Annotated in this window: 16 protein-coding genes; 6 read left to right on the top strand and 10 right to left on the bottom strand. The window is 67.2% G+C overall.

Translation table 11 applies throughout. From position 1 onward, the window contains the following. Positions 1–85 precede the first annotated feature (85 nt). Together rpoD and dnaG are read right to left on the bottom strand one after the other, a co-directional pair. Positions 86–1,810, bottom strand: a complete 1,725-nt coding sequence (gene rpoD, locus QOZ81_RS08860) for an RNA polymerase sigma factor RpoD (RefSeq protein ID WP_291198795.1) — start codon at positions 1,808–1,810, stop codon at positions 86–88. Positions 1,811–1,946: 136 nt separating this feature from the next. After that, a complete protein-coding gene (dnaG, locus tag QOZ81_RS08855) occupies positions 1,947–3,674 on the bottom strand; it encodes a DNA primase (RefSeq protein ID WP_291198797.1) in 1,728 nt (575 codons plus the stop codon). A gap of 285 nt (positions 3,675–3,959) precedes the next feature. Here dnaG and QOZ81_RS08850 point away from each other — a divergent pair, with 285 nt between their 5' ends. Further along, on the top strand, positions 3,960–4,949 hold the full coding sequence (locus tag QOZ81_RS08850; RefSeq protein WP_291198799.1) for a hypothetical protein: 990 nt from the start codon (positions 3,960–3,962) through the stop codon (positions 4,947–4,949). Between the two features lie 216 nt (positions 4,950–5,165). Here QOZ81_RS08850 and QOZ81_RS08845 read toward each other — a convergent pair whose 3' ends face one another. Together QOZ81_RS08845 and QOZ81_RS08840 are read right to left on the bottom strand one after the other, a co-directional pair. Beyond that, positions 5,166–6,527, bottom strand: a complete 1,362-nt coding sequence (locus tag QOZ81_RS08845; RefSeq protein ID WP_291198801.1) for an MFS transporter — start codon at positions 6,525–6,527, stop codon at positions 5,166–5,168. Between the two features lie 69 nt (positions 6,528–6,596). After that, entirely contained in the window at positions 6,597–7,145 is a 549-nt protein-coding gene (locus QOZ81_RS08840; RefSeq protein WP_291198803.1) for a hypothetical protein, read from the bottom strand. A gap of 97 nt (positions 7,146–7,242) precedes the next feature. Between QOZ81_RS08840 and QOZ81_RS08835 the strand changes: the two genes are divergently transcribed. Next, positions 7,243–8,436 (top strand): glycine C-acetyltransferase, encoded by a 1,194-nt coding sequence (locus QOZ81_RS08835; protein WP_291198805.1) that lies wholly within the window; start codon positions 7,243–7,245, stop codon positions 8,434–8,436. Positions 8,437–8,476: 40 nt separating this feature from the next. Here the strand turns inward: QOZ81_RS08835 and QOZ81_RS08830 are convergent, their stop codons facing one another. Genes QOZ81_RS08830 through asnB form a run of 5 tightly spaced genes read right to left on the bottom strand, consistent with a single transcriptional unit; the run spans position 8,477 to position 12,014 of the window. Beyond that, positions 8,477–8,935 carry a MauE/DoxX family redox-associated membrane protein gene (locus QOZ81_RS08830; protein ID WP_291198808.1) on the bottom strand — a complete coding sequence of 153 codons (459 nt, stop codon included), beginning with the start codon at positions 8,933–8,935 and terminating at the stop codon, positions 8,477–8,479. Continuing rightward, positions 8,932–9,573 carry a rhodanese-like domain-containing protein gene (locus tag QOZ81_RS08825; RefSeq protein ID WP_291198810.1) on the bottom strand — a complete coding sequence of 214 codons (642 nt, stop codon included), beginning with the start codon at positions 9,571–9,573 and terminating at the stop codon, positions 8,932–8,934. Before QOZ81_RS08825 ends, QOZ81_RS08830 begins: the two co-directional genes overlap by 4 nt. 17 nt (positions 9,574–9,590) lie before the next feature. Beyond that, complete coding sequence (locus QOZ81_RS08820; RefSeq protein WP_291198812.1) at positions 9,591–9,836, bottom strand: hypothetical protein; 246 nt, start codon at positions 9,834–9,836, stop codon at positions 9,591–9,593. Positions 9,837–9,859: 23 nt separating this feature from the next. After that, positions 9,860–10,255: a PilZ domain-containing protein gene (locus QOZ81_RS08815; RefSeq protein WP_291198814.1), complete on the bottom strand. Its 396-nt coding sequence runs from the start codon at positions 10,253–10,255 to the stop codon at positions 9,860–9,862. 46 nt (positions 10,256–10,301) lie between these two features. Then, positions 10,302–12,014, bottom strand: a complete 1,713-nt coding sequence (gene asnB, locus QOZ81_RS08810) for an asparagine synthase B (RefSeq protein ID WP_291198816.1) — start codon at positions 12,012–12,014, stop codon at positions 10,302–10,304. Positions 12,015–12,280: 266 nt separating this feature from the next. Here asnB and tdh point away from each other — a divergent pair, with 266 nt between their 5' ends. Then, the gene (gene tdh / locus QOZ81_RS08805; RefSeq protein WP_291198818.1) at positions 12,281–13,312 is read left to right on the top strand and encodes an L-threonine 3-dehydrogenase; all 1,032 of its coding nucleotides are present in this window, start codon (positions 12,281–12,283) and stop codon (positions 13,310–13,312) included. A 99-nt stretch (positions 13,313–13,411) separates the two neighbouring features. On the opposite strand, the gene QOZ81_RS08800 is transcribed toward tdh, so the two are convergent. Next, a complete protein-coding gene (locus QOZ81_RS08800) occupies positions 13,412–14,035 on the bottom strand; it encodes a hypothetical protein (protein ID WP_291198820.1) in 624 nt (207 codons plus the stop codon). A 61-nt stretch (positions 14,036–14,096) separates the two neighbouring features. Between QOZ81_RS08800 and udk the strand changes: the two genes are divergently transcribed. Genes udk through QOZ81_RS08785 form a run of 3 tightly spaced genes read left to right on the top strand, consistent with a single transcriptional unit; the run spans position 14,097 to position 15,668 of the window. Then, on the top strand, positions 14,097–14,750 hold the full coding sequence (udk, locus tag QOZ81_RS08795) for a uridine kinase (protein WP_291198822.1): 654 nt from the start codon (positions 14,097–14,099) through the stop codon (positions 14,748–14,750). Further along, the gene (locus tag QOZ81_RS08790; protein WP_291198824.1) at positions 14,743–15,063 is read left to right on the top strand and encodes a rhodanese-like domain-containing protein; all 321 of its coding nucleotides are present in this window, start codon (positions 14,743–14,745) and stop codon (positions 15,061–15,063) included. The genes udk and QOZ81_RS08790 overlap by 8 nt, the downstream gene beginning before the upstream one ends. After that, a complete protein-coding gene (locus QOZ81_RS08785) occupies positions 15,063–15,668 on the top strand; it encodes an NUDIX hydrolase (RefSeq protein ID WP_291198825.1) in 606 nt (201 codons plus the stop codon). The genes QOZ81_RS08790 and QOZ81_RS08785 overlap by 1 nt, the downstream gene beginning before the upstream one ends. Position 15,669: the final 1 nt, after the last annotated feature.

Below are 15,669 nucleotides of genomic sequence, written 5' to 3'. Positions count from 1 at the left end.
GCACTTGGGGTAGAGGGACACCGTCAGAACCGTACGCGACGAGGCCCGCAACGGCATGCCGTGCGGGCCTCGGTGTGGCTGGTCACTATCCCAGGAACGCTTTCAGCGTCTTCGAGTAGCGGGGGTGGCGAATCTTCCTCAGCGCCTTGGACTCGATCTGCCGGATGCGCTCGCGGGTGACGGCGAACTCACTGCCCACTTCCTCCAGCGTGTGTTCCGAGCCGTCGTCGCCCACGCCGAAGCGCATGCGGAGGACGCGCTCTTCGCGCTCGCTGAGGGTGTTGAGGACGTTGCGGACGGTCTCCTTGAGGCGCTGCTGCACGACCTGCTCCACGGGGGAGACCACGGTCTTGTCCTCGATGAAATCGCCAAGGTGGGAATCCTCCTCCTCGCCGATGGGCGTTTCGAGGGAGATGGGCTCCTGGGCGATCTTCATCACCTTGCGGACCTTGCCCACGGGCATGTCCATGGCGTGGGCGATCTCCTCACTGGAGGGTTCCCGGCCCAGCTTCTGCACCAGCTCGCGCTGAGTGCGGATGAGCTTGTTGATGGTCTCGATCATGTGCACGGGGATGCGGATGGTGCGGGCCTGGTCCGCGATGGCGCGGGTGATGGCCTGCCGGATCCACCAGGTGGCGTAGGTGGAGAACTTGAAGCCGCGGCTGTATTCGAACTTGTCCACGGCCTTCATGAGCCCGATGTTGCCCTCCTGGATGAGGTCCAGGAACTGCAGGCCGCGGTTGGTGTACCGCTTGGCGATGCTGACCACGAGGCGCAGGTTGGCTTCGATCAGCTCCGCCTTGGCGGCGCGGCTGATGCTCTCAGCGCCCTTGAGCCCGTTGAAGTCCTTGTGGAACTGCTCGCTGGTGGTCTCGTACTTGATGAAGAAGTCGGCCAGGGTCTTCTCGATGTGGGCCAGCTCGTCCTTGTACTTGTCCTTGAGCTTGGCGAAGGCGGGATTCTTGAGCCGGTCCCGCAGCTCGCGGCACTTGCGCTCGCCGGCCATCACCTGGCTGTGCTGGTGGGTGATGCGGTCGATGAGGCGGGTGACGGCCAGGCTGTTGAGGCCCAGCTTGCGGATCTGCCGCGACAGGCGGCCGCGGGCCTGGAGGATCTCGCGGCCCAGCTTGCGGCGCTTGGGCAGGGTCTTGGTGCCGGCGTCCACCTGCACCTTGAGCTCCAGCAGGTCCTGCAGGGCCTGGTCGAAGACCAGCAGCTTCTCGAACTGGTGGTGGACGTGCTGGGTGGCCGAGGTGCTCTCGGCATCCTCATCGTCATCCACCTCGTCGGAGAGGCCCACGACCTCGCGGATCTTGCCGGGGTTCTCCTTCAGCATGCGGCCGATGTCGATGAGCAGGCTGGCGGCCAGGCGGGACCGGGAAAGGGCGCGCATGACGCTGCGGACACCCACCTCGATGCGCTTGGCGATCTCGACCTCGTCCTCGCGCTTCAGGAGGGGCACGGTGCCCATCTCCTTGAGATACATGCGGACCGGGTCGTTGAACTTGTCGCTGTCGGGGCTGTCGATCTCGACTTCGAGATCCTTGTCGCCCTTGCCGCCGCCCTCGATGAGAACGAATTCGGGCTCGATGGCCTCGCGGGCCGCCTGGGCCTCCTCCTCGGTGGCACCGATGCCCACACCCAACCGAGCGAACAGAGCCATGACCGTCTCCAGGTCCACGGGACTGGAGGCGGTGTTGGGGAGGAAGTCATTCAGCTGGTCGACCAGCAGGAATCCGTTTTTCCTTCCGATGGAGATCAGGGCTTTGGTCAGGGTGTAGTAGGTATCTAGGTGCGGCGTCGGAACCATTCGTACCTCAAAGAGCGCTGCGAACGTCGGACCGGGGGACCCGGTGGCCGAGGGTTGTGCAGAGTTCGGCCAATGTACCGGCCGAATCCGGAACTTTTCAGTATACGGAATCCAGGGATTCAGGCAAGGGCCGGGTTCAGCGGGAGGCCCTGCGCCGGCGGGAAAGCTCCTTCTGGCGGGCCAGGAGATCGTTCTGCCGGGTCATGACCCGGTTCATCAGGGCCGCGTCCACCATGGTGGCAGGATCCTGCAGCAGGCGGTTGTTGGCCTGGATCTCCCGGTCCACGTAGCGCCCTTCGAGCCTGGCGAAGAGGGAATCGGCATCCCGGCCCGCCTCATCCTGCCGGCTGGCCTGGGCCTCCAGGTGGCGCAGGGCCGCCACGGCACCCTCGGGAAGCAGGCTGACCTCGCCTTCCGCATCCAGCAGGGCCTGGAGGAGGGGGGCGCCCTGCAGGCTCTCCCACCAGGCGGGGGGGGCCTCCTGGACCCGGCGCCACTCACCGGCGGTGCTCAGCAGCAGCAGGGAGCGGATCAGGTCGTCCAGCTCCGGCAGTCCCGGGGAGAGGGGGGCGTCCGCCTCCTGGGGATGGGCGGGGACGGCCCGGCCCTTCACGGCGCGGTCCAGCTCCTGCAGGGGCACCTGCAGCTGGTGGGCCAGGCTGGCGAAGAGATCGCGGCTTTCCGTGGTGCGGGGCAGGTAGGGCAGGAAGTCCAGCAGGTCCTTGAAGGCCCCCATGCGGTCCGTGATGCGGCGCAGGTCCTTGCCCTCCATGGCCCGGTCCACCATGAAGGCGGTCCAGTCCGGCGCGGCGCGCAGGAGCTCCCGGAAGGCCTCGCCGCCCAGCTTGAGGCACCAGGTGTCGGGGTCCTCGCCCTGGGGCAGCTCCAGCAGGCGCACCTCGAAGCCCAGGGGCAGGGCCATGCGCAGGCTCTTCTCCATGGCCCGGCGCCCGGCCGAGTCGCCGTCGAAGCAGAGGATGACCCGGCGCGTGAAGCGGCCCAGGGCCTTGAGGTGCTCGTCAGTAAGGGCCGTGCCCAGGGGCGCGATTGCCTGGTGGATGCCGTGCTGATGCAGCTGCAGCACGTCGAAATAGCCTTCCACCACCAGGGCCCCGTCCTTCATGGCGCCCTTGGCGCGGTGGAAGCCGAAGAGGGTGCCGCCCTTGTGGAAGAGGGGCGTGTCCCGAGTGTTCAGGTATTTCGGCTGCCCTTCGCCCATGATGCGGCCGCCGAAGGCCACCACGCGGCCCCGGGCGTCGTGGATGGGGATGGTGAGGCGGTTCCGCAGGAAGTCGATCTGGGTGCCCCGCTCGCTGCGGCTGGCCAGGCCCGCCTGCTCCAGCAGCTCCCCCGAAAAATTCAGCCCCCGCAGGTGGTTCACCAGGGCGTCCCAGGCGTCCGGGGCCATGCCGAAACCGGCCTCGGCCAGGAAGGGGCCCTCGTAGCCGCGGTCCCGGAGGTAGGTCCGGGCGCCCTCGTGGCGGGTGAGCTGGGTCTCGAAGAAGGTCTGGGCCGCGTCCAGGGCGGACCGCATGCGGGTCTCCAGATCCACTTCGGCCGAGGGCCGCTCGCGGCGCTGGGGCAGGTCGATGCCCGCGGCCCGGGCCAGCTGCTCCAGGGCCTCGGGGAAGGTCATGCCTTCGCGCTCCATGAGCCAGGCGAAGGCATCGCCGTGCTTGCCGCAGCCGAAGCAGTGGTAGAAGCCCCGGTTGGCCACCACCTGGAAGCTGGGGCTGCGCTCCGCGTGGAAGGGGCAGAGGCCCACGTGGGCCGAGCCCTGCTTGCGCAGCTTCACCGCCGAGCCCACCAGGGCCAGCAGGTCCGTCGCGTCCCGGACGCGCTCGACGATTTCGCGGTCACGCATGGGTGGGGAATTCCTGAAAAAAAGAAACCACGCTCGCGGAGGTGGCTTGGGTGCAGGGCATATACCTTCGAACAGCATACCTTCCCATGAAACATTCCTCCGCGGCCTCCGCGTCTCCGCGTGAAAGAAAACTCACTGGAATTCACGCGGAGACGCGGAGATCGCGGAGGCTAAAAGAGCATGGGGTTTTCTCTGCGCTCTCAACCTTCTCCGCGGGTTCCTTGCTTCCGTGATTTCTGTTCGTTCGAGCCATGGCATGCTTGAGGATTCGCACGGTGGAGCCCCATGACCCAGCTGCTCGATACGATCCTGCTCTTCAGCCTGCCCGCCTCGGGCAAGTCGGAGGTGCGCCGCTACCTGGCCAGCCTTACGCCGGACCAGTGCCGGGACGACTTCCACATGGGACCCACGCTGCAGCTGGATGACTACCCGTATGTGCACCTCATGCACCGCATCGACGACGAGCTGAAGGCGAACGGTCTGGGCTATGCCTACTACCACGGGCCGAACCGCCCCTTCCGCGACAACTGGACCTGGGCCGTGCTCATCGAGCTGCTGAACGAGGACTACGCCAACCTCATGGCCAGCCGCCAGGTCGAAGTGTCCAGCGCCGCCCAGCACCTCTTCGACCGCCTGGATGCGGCGCATGCCAAGGTGGGCCTGTCCCAGCCCCTGGGGGACATCCCGCATCGCATCCGGGTGCGCATGGCCGAGGCCCTGGAGGCCGAGTGCCGGGCCGAGCTGGACGTGCTGAACCGCCAGAACGCCCAGGACAAGACCGGGCGCACCCTGGTCATCGAGGCCGCCCGGGGCGGCGCCCATGGCTCCGCCTTCCCCCTCTGCCCGCCCCACGGCTACGACACGGCCTTCCAGACGCTCTCGCCCGCCATCCTGGAGAAGGCGGCGGTGCTCTACGTCTGGGTGGATCCCACGGAAAGCCGCCGCAAGAACATCGAGCGGGGGCGTCCCGACGGCCAGGGCAGCATCCTGCACCACAGCGTGCCCATGGAGGTGATGCTGGGCCAGTACGGCACCGACGACATGGCCTGGCTCATGGAGCAGAGCGACCGCCCCGGTACCATCCGCGTGGAGCGCATCGTGCCGGCCGGTGATCGCTACGAGACGAAGGTCTACCACCTGCCCGTGGCCCGCTTCGACAACCGCGGCGACCTCACCACCTTCGTCCGCGAAGACCAGAAGCAGTGGAAGCCCGCCGACGTGCAGGCCATCCATGGCGGGCTGAAGGCGGCCTTCGATCAGCTGGCGACGAGGTAATTTGAACCTTTTCCATTAGTCGCAGGATCCATGCCCCTGGAGCGGGGCACCACACGGGCTGAAAGCATTGGAACCGCGAATGGCGCGAATGGGCGCGAAAACGGCGGGGATGGGCCGCCTGGGCCTGTGGCCCCTTAAACGGAGTTGAAAGCAGGATGGTTCGCCATTCGCGCGACCGAAGGGAGATTCGCGTCATTCGCGGTTAATTATTTGGCTTCAGTGCGCCCCGGCGCCGGCCTTGGCGTTCCAGATGCGGGTCATGATGAAGGCGCCGATGAGGCTGAAGGGGATGATGCAGCCCACCCAGATCCAGGCATTCGCAGGCTGGTGGCCGTGGGTGCCCGCCCCTGCGAGGAGAGGTGTCCCGTCCCAGCCGTAGGTCTTGAGGACCCAGCCCAGGCCGAAGCCCGTGAGGCCCGAGCCGATGTACTGGATGCCGTCCAGGGCGCCGGCCACGGAGGCCGCCGCCTTGCGGCCGCCGAAGTCCATGCTGGCGGTGCCGCTGAGCATACCGTGGACACCGAAGATGAACATGGCCGTGAGGCCCAGCAGGATCACGGCCCAGACCTGGCCACCCGTGCTGCCCTGGCCCAGCGTCATGCCCAGCAGACCCAGCATGGCCACCTGCACCAGATAGAAGAGGAAGGCCACGGGGGGGCGCCGGGACTGGAACAGCTTGTCGCTCATCCAGCCGCAGAGCAGGCCGCCCAGGATGCCACCGCCCATGAAGGCGATGCCGGTCCACCAGAAGAGGTGGTCCTTCTTGCCGAGGTGGTAGACCTCCTGGAGGTACTCGGTGAAGTAGAGCATCACCCCCTGCCGCACGAAGCCCGTGCAGAACTCCGCGAAGATCAGGGCCACGATCACCGGGTTGTGGAAGACCTTCCGGAAGAGGTCGCCCAGGGGCAGGGGGGCGTCCTCGGCGGAGGCGGCGTTGGAGCCGTCGCCGGTGTCGAAGTCCGCCTGGCCGGCATGGCTGGGACGGTTGCGCACCAGGAACCAGTCGATGACGAACATCGTGGTCATGGCGGCGGCGGGCACAAACCAGATGACCGTCCAGCTGCGGAAGCTGGCCAGGAGCCAGGCGCCGATGGTGGTGGCCAGGAAGTAGCCCGAGCTGATCATGATGCCGAAGATGCCGCCGAAGACCCCGCGCTCCTGCACGTGGAACCAGGTGCTGTTCACCTTGACCACGGAGAGGGCCCCGAAGCTCTGGAAGTACATGTTCAGGCTCCAGAGCAGGCTCATGCTGACCAGCACCTTGGACGCGTCCCCGTTCAGGAACATGAACCCGATGAGCAGGTTCAGCAGGGCCGCGCCGAGGGAGCCCACCAGGATGGCCTTGCGGCCGCCGATGCGGTCGGCGATGGGGCCGTTGAGGGCCACGGCCAGGCCGTAGGTCCAGAACCCCGCGGAGGCGATGAGGCCCATCTGCGCCTTGTCCAGGTGGTACCAGGCGCCGATGTCGTTCTTGACGATGTTGAAGTTGTAGCGGCCCATGTACATGGCCGCATAAGTCAGCCCCAGGGGAAACCAGTTCAGAAACCGGCGCAGACGAAAGGCGGGACTGTGATCCAAAGGAACCTCGATGGTCTCAAGGCTACTGGAGGCCAGGGGATCTCCCAAGTCACGAGGCTGTAACGCCGGTCACTCCGCCTTGCGGAAGACCTCGTCGGTGCCCGTGAGCTCCCAGGCGCCCTTCTTCTTCTCGAAGGTGGCGTAGCGGATCTTGGTCTGGCCCACCTTCACGTCCTGGTGCAGGGCCTGGAAGAGGGAGAACTGGGCCGTGGGCTTCTCCAGGCGGATCTCGTACATGACCCGGACCCCTTCCCGGGTGGGGTCCATCTTGGTGACGCGGACGAAGGTGGCTTCGGCCGCCGGCATGATGAACCCGCCCTTCGGCGCGGCCTTGATGGCCTTGGGGGCATCGGGCTTCAGCCGGAAGGTGAAAACCTCCTGGCCTCCCTCGGTCCTGAGCTCGCAGGTGAACCAGCCGCTCGCCTCGAGGTTCTCCTTCAGGGTCGTGAGCCGCAGGTGGGCGGGGGAGCCCTTTTCAGCCGTGGCCTTTTCCGGCACCGTCACCGGAACGACCACCGGATAGTCCTTGCGGATCAGGTCCTCGGCCTTGCTGCGTTCCAGCTTGGAGCTGCAGGCGAGGGTGAGCAGGAGGACGGGGAGGAGCACGAGGCGGCGCATGGGATTCCTTTCCAGTTCGCAAAGAGGTTGGGACGACGGCCTCGCCGTCACACAACCCCGCAGTATCCTATCAAGCCTCTGATGATAGGAGATCCCCGTGAATTCCGCCTACCTGACCCACCTCAACCGCGAGATCGAGCTGCTGAAGGAGGCCGGGCTCTACAAGACCGAGCGGGTCATCACCTCGCCCCAGCAGCCCCAGATGCAGGCCAACGGGCGGGACGTCATCTGCCTCTGCGCCAACAACTACCTGGGCCTGGCCAACCACCCCGAGGTCATCCGGGCGGCCAGGGGGGTCATGGACGCCCACGGCTTCGGCATGGCCTCGGTGCGCTTCATCTGCGGCACCCAGGACATCCACCGGGAGCTGGAGCAGAAGCTGGCCGCCTTCCTGGGTTTCGAGGACACCCAGCTGTACTCCAGCTGCTTCGATGCCAACGGCGCCATCTTCGAGGGCCTGCTGGGGGAGGAGGACGCCATCATCAGCGACGCCCTCAACCACGCCTCCATCATCGATGGCATCCGCCTCTGCAAGGCCAAGCGCTTCCGCTACGCCAACTCCGACATGGCCGACCTGGAAGCCCAGCTCAAGGCCGCCGACGAGGCGGGCGCGCGCTTCAAGCTGGTGGTGACCGATGGGGTGTTCAGCATGGACGGCTACATCGCCAAGCTGGGCGAGATCTGCGACCTGGCCGAGCGATTCGGCGCCATGGTGATGGTGGACGACAGCCATGCCGTGGGCTTCATGGGCGCCAATGGCCGCGGCACGCACGAACACTGCGGGGTCATGGGCCGGGTGGACTTCATGACGGGCACCTTCGGCAAGGCCCTCGGCGGCGCCTCGGGCGGCTACATCGCCGGCAGGCAGGTGGCCATCGACTGGCTGCGGCAGAAGGCCCGTCCGTACCTGTTCTCGAACTCCGTGGCCCCCACCATCGTGGCCGCCACGCTGAAGGTGCTGGACCTGCTCAAGAACAGCCAGGGCCTCATCAAGCAGGTGCACGAGAACGCCCGCTACTTCCGGGCTGGCATGGAGCAGGCCGGCTTCAAGCTGCTGCCCGGCGAGCACCCCATCGTGCCCGTCATGCTCTACGAGGCCCCCCTGGCCCAGGAGTTCGCCAAGCGCCTGCTCGACGAGGGCGTCTACGTCATCGGCTTCTTCTTCCCCGTGGTGCCCAAGGGCCTGGCCCGCATCCGCGCCCAGATGAGCGCCGCCCACACCCGCGCCGACCTGGACCATGCCATTGCCGCCTTCACCAAGGTGGGCCGCGAACTGGGCGTCATCTCGTAGTTGGAGGGGAAAGGAATGTGATAAGCGGAGGTTTCTCCGCTTAATTCCCCATTCCTTTTCTATTCCGGGTCGCCGTGAGCAGGTGTGCGACCAGCAGGAGCAGGGCCGCGTCGCGCAGGATCAGCCAGCGCATGTCGGCGAGGCGCTCGGTCTCGGTCTTGGGGGCGGCCCCGCCGAAGCAGCCGCAGTCCACCGGATGGCGGCGTGCCAGGTTGAAACCGAGGGCCAGGCAGAAGGACAGGAGCAGCGCCCCGAGCCACAGGGCGGCTGCCCGGGTCCAGATGCCCAGGCAGAGGGCCAGCCCGCAGAACATCTCCAGCCAGGGCAGGACGAGGGCCAGCGGACTCAGGCTCCAGCCCGGGAACAGGGCATAACCCCAGATGGCCTTGGCGAAGGCCGGCGGATCCGCGAGCTTGGGCAGGGCGGCGGCGATGAAGACCAGGCCGAGGATGAGGCGGGCGGCCAGGGTCACGCTGGGATGGCGCAGCCAGGCCCTCATGGCTGGCCCTTCTCCACCGGGTGCTTCTGGGCCACCCAGTCGGGGAAACCATCCCGGTAGATGAGCAGGTGGAAGTAGCCCTCGCCCAGGAGTCGCTCTGCGAGGAGGTGGGAATCCCGGCAGTCCCCGCCGCTGCAGTAGATGACGATGGGATCCTCGGGACCCGGCCGCCGGGCGGCCTTGAAGGCGAGGAGCCGGTCCTCCAGATCCGATTCCCAGACTGGGGAACACCAGGCTCCGGCGACATGGCCGGCGGCGTAGTCCACGCTCCGCCGGGCATCGAGGAAGGGCAGGCCGGCCTGGAAGGCTTTCCAGGCCTCCTGGCTGGTGATCTCCTGGATGGGGCTCGAGGGGGCCGCGGGTGGTGGGGCTGCTTCGACGCCTGGTCTGGGAATGGGGAGCGCCGCAGGGCGGATGGGAGGGGTCGGGCTCAGGGGCAGGGTCGGCGCCTTGGCGGGCACCGGCGGCTCGGGGGGGGCCACGTTTCCTGGTGGTGAAATCGGGCTGGGGGGACGGAACCCCGACCAGGCCAGGTGCCGGGAGGGCGGCTGCAGGGCATTGGACAGCAGGGCCGCCAGGCCCGCAAACCCGGCCAGGGCCAGCATGCGGGCCGAGGTGGCGCTGAGCTTGGAGGGCACGGGTCGCATCATCCGGATCAGAGCACGATGTACCGGTAGGTGCCGGGATTCTGCTCCTTCAGCAGCAGCTGGATGGTCCAGCGCCCGTCCGGGAACCGCTCGAACAGGGTGGCGCTCATCACGGATTCCCTCAGCCAGAGCCGGATGGCCTCGTAGTCCTCGAAGGCCGGGGGCTCCCAGCCTTCGACGATGTCGGCGTGCCGGGACGAGCCGGGCTTGATCCGGTCCAGCAGGTGGGCCAGCGAAATCTCAGGGGCCAGCATGTTCTTCTCCATGGCCGGTGCGCCTACGGGTTTCGCAGGCCGGGACGGGGTGGGGCGGGGTGTTCCGGTGGTCCGCAGGGTTCCTCCGCACCCGGGTCCAGGGAATGGATCAGGGCCTTGAGCGATTCCACGCTGCCGGGATCGAGGGTCTTGGAGAACGCGATGGCAATGCCCCGGTCATCGGCCCTCACCACCATACCCCGGGTCACGATCCGCTTCCCTGGGCTCCCGGCCCCGAGCAGGATGGCCACGCCGCAGTTGGTGCCGACGGGCAGCGGGCTGCGCCCGTCCACCAGGATGCCCCCCAGGCTGAGGTCGATGGCAGAAGGGAAGCTGATCATGCGTTCTTCGACGATCAGCTTCACTTCGTAGGCGATGGGGACGCGGCGGTAGCGGCGTTGTTCGGGGGGATGGGTCATGGGTGCGATCCGGTGTGGGGCATGATAGCGCGGCTCCGCGCTTGCCTCACGCCTTCCCGGACTCCTGGTAGCCCTGATCGTGGACGTCCATGACGGCCCGGCCGGAGGGATCGGTCATCTTGGCGAAGGAGGCGTCCCAGCGGAGGGCCGTCTCCGTGCTGCAGGCCACGCTGCGCTCGTAGGGCACGCAGTTCACGGCGGTGGCGCTGGGGAAGTGATGTTCGAAAAGTTGGCGGTAGAAGTAGGCTTCCTTGGTCTCGGGGGTCTTCACGGGGAAGCGCTCCGCGGCCCCGGCCATCATGCCGTCGCTGATCTCCCGCTCGGCCGTGGCCTTGAGGGCGTTGATCCAGGCGTAGCCCACGCCATCGGAGAACTGTTCCTTCTGGCGCCAGAGCACCTCGTCGGGGATGAAGCCGTCGAAGGCCTGGCGCAGGGGGAACTTCTCGATGGGGCGGGGGCGGGCGGCGTTCCGGGGCAGCTTCACGGAGGGATCCATGCGCATGGCCACGTCCAGGAACTCCCGGTCCAGGAAGGGGACGCGTGCCTCCACGCCCCAGGCGGCGCTGGACTTGTTGGCGCGGGCGCAGTCGTAGAGGTGCAGCTTCTGGAGCTTGCGCACCGTCTCGAAATGGAGCTCCGGTCCGTCCGGCGCCTTGTGGAAGTAGAGGTAGCCGCCGAAGATCTCGTCCGCGCCTTCACCGGACAGCACCATCTTGATGCCCATGGCGCGGATCTTCCGCATGAGGAGGTACATGGGCGTCGAGGCCCGGATGGTGGTGACGTCGAAGGTCTCGACGTGGTGGATCACGTCAGAGAGGGCGTCCAGGCCCTCCTGCACGGTGAAGTGGATCTCGTGGTGGATGGCGCCGATGTGCTCGGCCACCAGCCGGGCGGGAGCCAGGTCCGGCGCGCCCTTCAGGCCGATGGCGAAGGAGTGGATCCGGGGCCACCAGGCCGGGGCCGAGCCGCCCTCCTCCACGCGTCCTTCCCGGTACTGGGCGGCGATGGCCGAGACGAGCGACGAATCCACGCCGCCGGAGATGAGCACGCCGTAGGGCACGTCGCACATGAGCTGGCGCCGCACGGCGGCCTCCAGGGCGGCGCGGAGTTTAGCGGGGTCGTAGGGCTCCGAGGGGACATGGCCCGGCGCCGCCCAGTCGGGCTCGTAGTAGCGCTGGAACCCCTTGTCGGCCTCGTGACCCAGGAAGTAGTGGCCTGGCGGCACCTCGCGGATGCGCTCGCAGTGACCCACGAGGGCCTTCATCTCCGAGGCGACGTAGAGGTGGTCGTGGCGGTCCCAGCCCACGTAGAGGGGAATGACGCCGATGGGATCCCGGGCGATGAGGTAGGTCTCGCGCTTGGGATCGTAGAGCACGAAGGCGAAGATCCCGTTCATGCGGTTGAGGAAGTCGCGGGGCTTGAGCTCGTCGTAGAGGTAGAGGATCACCTCGCAGTCCGAGAGGGTCTGGAAGTCGTGGGTCTCCCGCAGGCCGTGCCGCAGCTCCTGGTGGTTGTAGATCTCGCCGTTGACCGCCAGCACCGTGCCCTGGAGGGTGTCGACGAGAGGCTGGGCCCCGTGCTCCACATCCACGATGGAGAGGCGCTCGTGGACGAGGATCGCGTGGTCATCGCTGAAGATGCCGCTCCAGTCCGGGCCCCGGTGGCGGATCTTGCGGGCCATGGCCAGCGCCTGCCGGCGCAGGTCGGCCAGGGGGGACTTGACGGGGTCCAGGTTGAGGATGCTGACGATGCCGCACATCTTGGCTCCAAAAAGAAAGAACCCCGATCCGCCTTCGCGAATCGGGGTGGTCCGGGGTGTCAGGAATCTTAGGAGAGACCCTTGCCGGCCCACGCGCGATCCGCGCGAGGGAGCCGATTGGTATTGCGGTTGAACCGCTGGTGGGAAAGGGTCATGGGATGGCCTGATAGAACCTTATCGGCGACTTTCACGGATCGTCAAGGTTGGAATGGCAAAAGTTGGTCCGGCTTGATCTTGATGATGAAATGGTCCGGTTGGAGGTCCGCATGCGAGCCCTGTTGAAGACCAAGCGCGAGGAAGGCATCTGGATGGGAGAGGCCCCCATGCCGGAGGTGGGACCCAACGATGTGCTGATCCGGGTCCACAAGAGCGCCATCTGCGGCACGGACGTCCACATCTACAACTGGGATGAATGGGCCCAGAAGACCATTCCCGTGCCCATGGTGGTGGGCCACGAGTACGTCGGCGTCATCGAGCAGGTGGGGGCCGAGGTCGAGGGCTACCAGCCCGGGGACCGGGTCAGCGGCGAGGGCCACATCACCTGCGGCCACTGCCGCAACTGCCGCGCGGGCAAGCGCCACCTCTGCCGCAACACCTTCGGCGTGGGCGTGAACCGCACGGGCTCCTTCGCGGAGTACCTCTCCATCCCCGCCTTCAATGTCTTCAAGGTGCCGGACAACGTGCCCGATGACGTGGCCGCCATCTTCGATCCCTACGGCAACGCCGCCCACACAGCCCTCAGCTTCGACCTGGTGGGCGAGGACGTGCTGATCACCGGCGCCGGTCCCATCGGCATCATGGCCGTGGCCATCGCCAAGCACGTGGGCGCCCGGCACGTGGTCATCACGGACGTGAACGAGTACCGGCTCGACCTGGCCCGGAAGATGGGCGCCACCGTGGCCGTGAACCCCATCAAGAAGAGCCTCCCCGAGGTCATGAAGGACCTGGGCATGACCGAGGGCTTCGATGTGGGCCTGGAGATGAGTGGCAACCGCAACGCCTTCGAATCCATGCTGGAGGCCATGCACCACGGGGGCCGCATCGCCCTGCTGGGCATCCTGCCCGGTGACTGCGCCGTGGACTGGAGCCAGGTGATCTTCAAGGGGCTCATCCTGAAGGGCATCTACGGCCGGGAGATGTTCGAGACCTGGTACAAGATGGCCGCCATGGTCCAGAGTGGCCTGGACATCACCCCCGTCATCACCCACCACTACGGCATCGACGACTTCCAGAAGGGCTTCGATGCCATGCGCAGCGGGCAGAGCGGGAAGGTGATCCTGGATTGGGGAGTGAAGTAGACCCAACGCCGGGGCAACACCTGCAAAATGCGGCCGATCGGCCGCATTTTGATAACTGCGCACAAAGTGCGCAGTCATGTCTCATGGCTGACTGGAACCTCAGCGAATAGGCTGCGGCTGCGGGATGGGGGGGAAGGCGCTCTCGCTCAGGAGGGCCCCATCCTTGATGAGGATGTCGGCGGCCATGCCCTCGCCGCCGGGCTGGAGGTCGGTGCCGAGACAGAGCAGGTAGTAGCCGTCGAGCTTGGTGTTGAACTTCTGCTTCGCCGGCCCCCGCTTGACCTGGAGTTCCTCGATGGGGCGGGTGACGTAGGGCCGGTAGAGGAACGGATGCCCCCAGGGGGTCTCCGGCAGCTGGTCGAGGTATTCGGGCACCAGCTCCCCCAGGGCCAGGGGGTACTCGCTGCGCTTGGTACGGTAGCGGATCAGGGCATCGGTGATGCGCTTCATGGCGGCGCGGACCTGCTTCTGGCGGTCGGCCATGTCCCGGTTCACGAAGGCCTCGATGAGGTAGAGGTCCCGCTTGGCCTGCTGGGCGGCTTCGGATTCGGGGTAGCGCTCGACCAGCTGCTTCATCATGGCCCGGGCTTCGAGGCTCCGGCCTTCGAGGTTGAGCTTCCGGGCCTCTTCGTAGAGGTTGGCCGGCAGCCTGGGATCCTCGGAGCTGCACCCGGTGGCCAGCAGCAGGAGGGCCAGGGCAGGGGCGAAGCGGCGATGGCGCATGGTCCGAACCATAGCAGAGCTCGGGCCCGGCTTGAAGTAGGATGGGAACAAGGGGGGCGTCATGACGGACAGGCCGATGCTGGTGGGCATCGTTGGGGGGTCCGGCAGCGGCAAGACCTCCGTGGCAGCGGAACTGGTGAAGCGGCTGCGGGAGCAGGGGGTCGCCGCGATGCTGCAGGACATGGACGCCTACTACGCGCCGCTGGAGGTGGTGAAGGGCCGCTTCGACGGCAGGCCCGTGAACTGGGACCACCCCCACGCCTTCGACCTGGAGCTGATGGCCGCCCACCTGTCCGCGCTACACCGGGGGGAACCCATCCGCAAACCCCGGTACGACTTCACCCTGTCGGACCGCACCGGCTGGGAGGAACCGATCCCGCCGGGCCAGGTCGTCATCCTGGAGGGCCTGCTACTCTTCGCGCTGCAGGAACTCCGGGAGTTGCTGGACGTGAAGGTCTTCGTGGACACCGACGCCGACATCCGGATCCTGCGGCGCATCCGGCGGGACACCCGCGAGCGGGGACGGAGCCTGGAGAGCGTCATGGACCAGTACGAGAACAGCGTGCGGCCCATGCACCTCGAGTTCGTCGAGCCCAGCAAGCGGTGGGCCGACTTGATCGTCCCCACGGGCGTGGAGAACCGCACGGCCCTGGACATCATCACCCACCACATCTGCAGCCGGGTCCTGAACCGGGAGGGGCTCTCCCGTGTTTGAGGCCGGCCCCCACCTCGACCCGGCCGCCTTCAAGGCCCTGGATCCCGCCCTCGTGCAGATCCTCGACGTGCGGGAACCCTGGGAGTACGACCGGGCCCACCTGCCCGGGGCGCTGCTCATCCCCCTGGGCGAGCTGGCGGATCGCGTCGCGGAGCTGGATCCGGGCCGGCCCCTGGCCGCCTACTGCCACCACGGCATGCGCAGCCTGCAGGCCCTGCGCTTCCTCAAGGGCGTGGGCTTTGCGGATCTGGCGCACCTCGCCGGTGGCATCGATGCCTACAGCCGGATGGATCCCACGGTGCCGAGGTACTGATGAAATTGCTGCACCGCCATCCCGAGGGGTTCGATCCGGCCGTGCCCTGGGTCCAGGAATCGGAGAGCGTGCGCCAGGATTCCCGGCTCTTCCGCCAGATCGTCGCCCAGCGGCGGAGCCCCCACACCGGCCGCGAGCATGCCTTCTACCGGCTCCAGGGCCCTGACTGGGTCAACGTCGTGGCCTTCACGCGGGCGGGTGAGCTCCTGGTGGTCGAGCAGTTCCGGCACGGCATCGACGCGGCCACCCTGGAGATCCCCGGCGGTGGCTGCGATGCCGGTGAGGCTCCGGGAGAGGCCGCGCGGCGCGAGCTCCGGGAGGAGACGGGCTTCGCCTCGGAGCACTGGGTGGCCCTGGGCGCCTGCACCCCCAATCCCGCCACCCAGAACAACCGCTGCCACACCTTCCTGGCGCTGGACTGCGACCCGGCCGGGGATCTCGAGCTGGATCCGGCGGAGGAACTCCAGGTCTGGGCCTGTTCCTGGCCGGAATGGCAGGCCCTCATGCGGCGCGGCGAGATCCACCATGCCCTGGTTTTGAGCGCCTTCCAGTTCCTCAGCCTCTGGGAAGGCTGGCCCGACCTGCTGCGAAGACTGGAGGCCTGAC

The sequence above is a fragment of the Geothrix sp. genome (genome assembly GCF_030219325.1).
Classification (GTDB): Bacteria; Acidobacteriota; Holophagae; order Holophagales; family Holophagaceae; genus Geothrix.
Note: the sequence above shows the minus strand (reverse complement) of the source record. Positions and strands in the feature narration are given on the sequence as shown.

What these genes read in the sequence shown, in the direction of transcription:
- asnB (WP_291198816.1), bottom strand. Translation starts at nt 12,014, where the DNA reads ATGTGCGGCATCGTCAGCATCCTCAACCTGGACCCCGTCAAGTCCCCC.
- QOZ81_RS08785 (WP_291198825.1), top strand. Translation starts at nt 15,063, where the DNA reads ATGAAATTGCTGCACCGCCATCCCGAGGGGTTCGATCCGGCCGTGCCC.
- tdh (WP_291198818.1), top strand. Translation starts at nt 12,281, where the DNA reads ATGCGAGCCCTGTTGAAGACCAAGCGCGAGGAAGGCATCTGGATGGGA.
- rpoD (WP_291198795.1), bottom strand. Translation starts at nt 1,810, where the DNA reads ATGGTTCCGACGCCGCACCTAGATACCTACTACACCCTGACCAAAGCC.
- QOZ81_RS08820 (WP_291198812.1), bottom strand. Translation starts at nt 9,836, where the DNA reads ATGCTGGCCCCTGAGATTTCGCTGGCCCACCTGCTGGACCGGATCAAG.
- QOZ81_RS08815 (WP_291198814.1), bottom strand. Translation starts at nt 10,255, where the DNA reads ATGACCCATCCCCCCGAACAACGCCGCTACCGCCGCGTCCCCATCGCC.
- QOZ81_RS08800 (WP_291198820.1), bottom strand. Translation starts at nt 14,035, where the DNA reads ATGCGCCATCGCCGCTTCGCCCCTGCCCTGGCCCTCCTGCTGCTGGCC.
- QOZ81_RS08840 (WP_291198803.1), bottom strand. Translation starts at nt 7,145, where the DNA reads ATGCGCCGCCTCGTGCTCCTCCCCGTCCTCCTGCTCACCCTCGCCTGC.
- udk (WP_291198822.1), top strand. Translation starts at nt 14,097, where the DNA reads ATGACGGACAGGCCGATGCTGGTGGGCATCGTTGGGGGGTCCGGCAGC.
- QOZ81_RS08850 (WP_291198799.1), top strand. Translation starts at nt 3,960, where the DNA reads ATGACCCAGCTGCTCGATACGATCCTGCTCTTCAGCCTGCCCGCCTCG.
- QOZ81_RS08830 (WP_291198808.1), bottom strand. Translation starts at nt 8,935, where the DNA reads ATGAGGGCCTGGCTGCGCCATCCCAGCGTGACCCTGGCCGCCCGCCTC.
- dnaG (WP_291198797.1), bottom strand. Translation starts at nt 3,674, where the DNA reads ATGCGTGACCGCGAAATCGTCGAGCGCGTCCGGGACGCGACGGACCTG.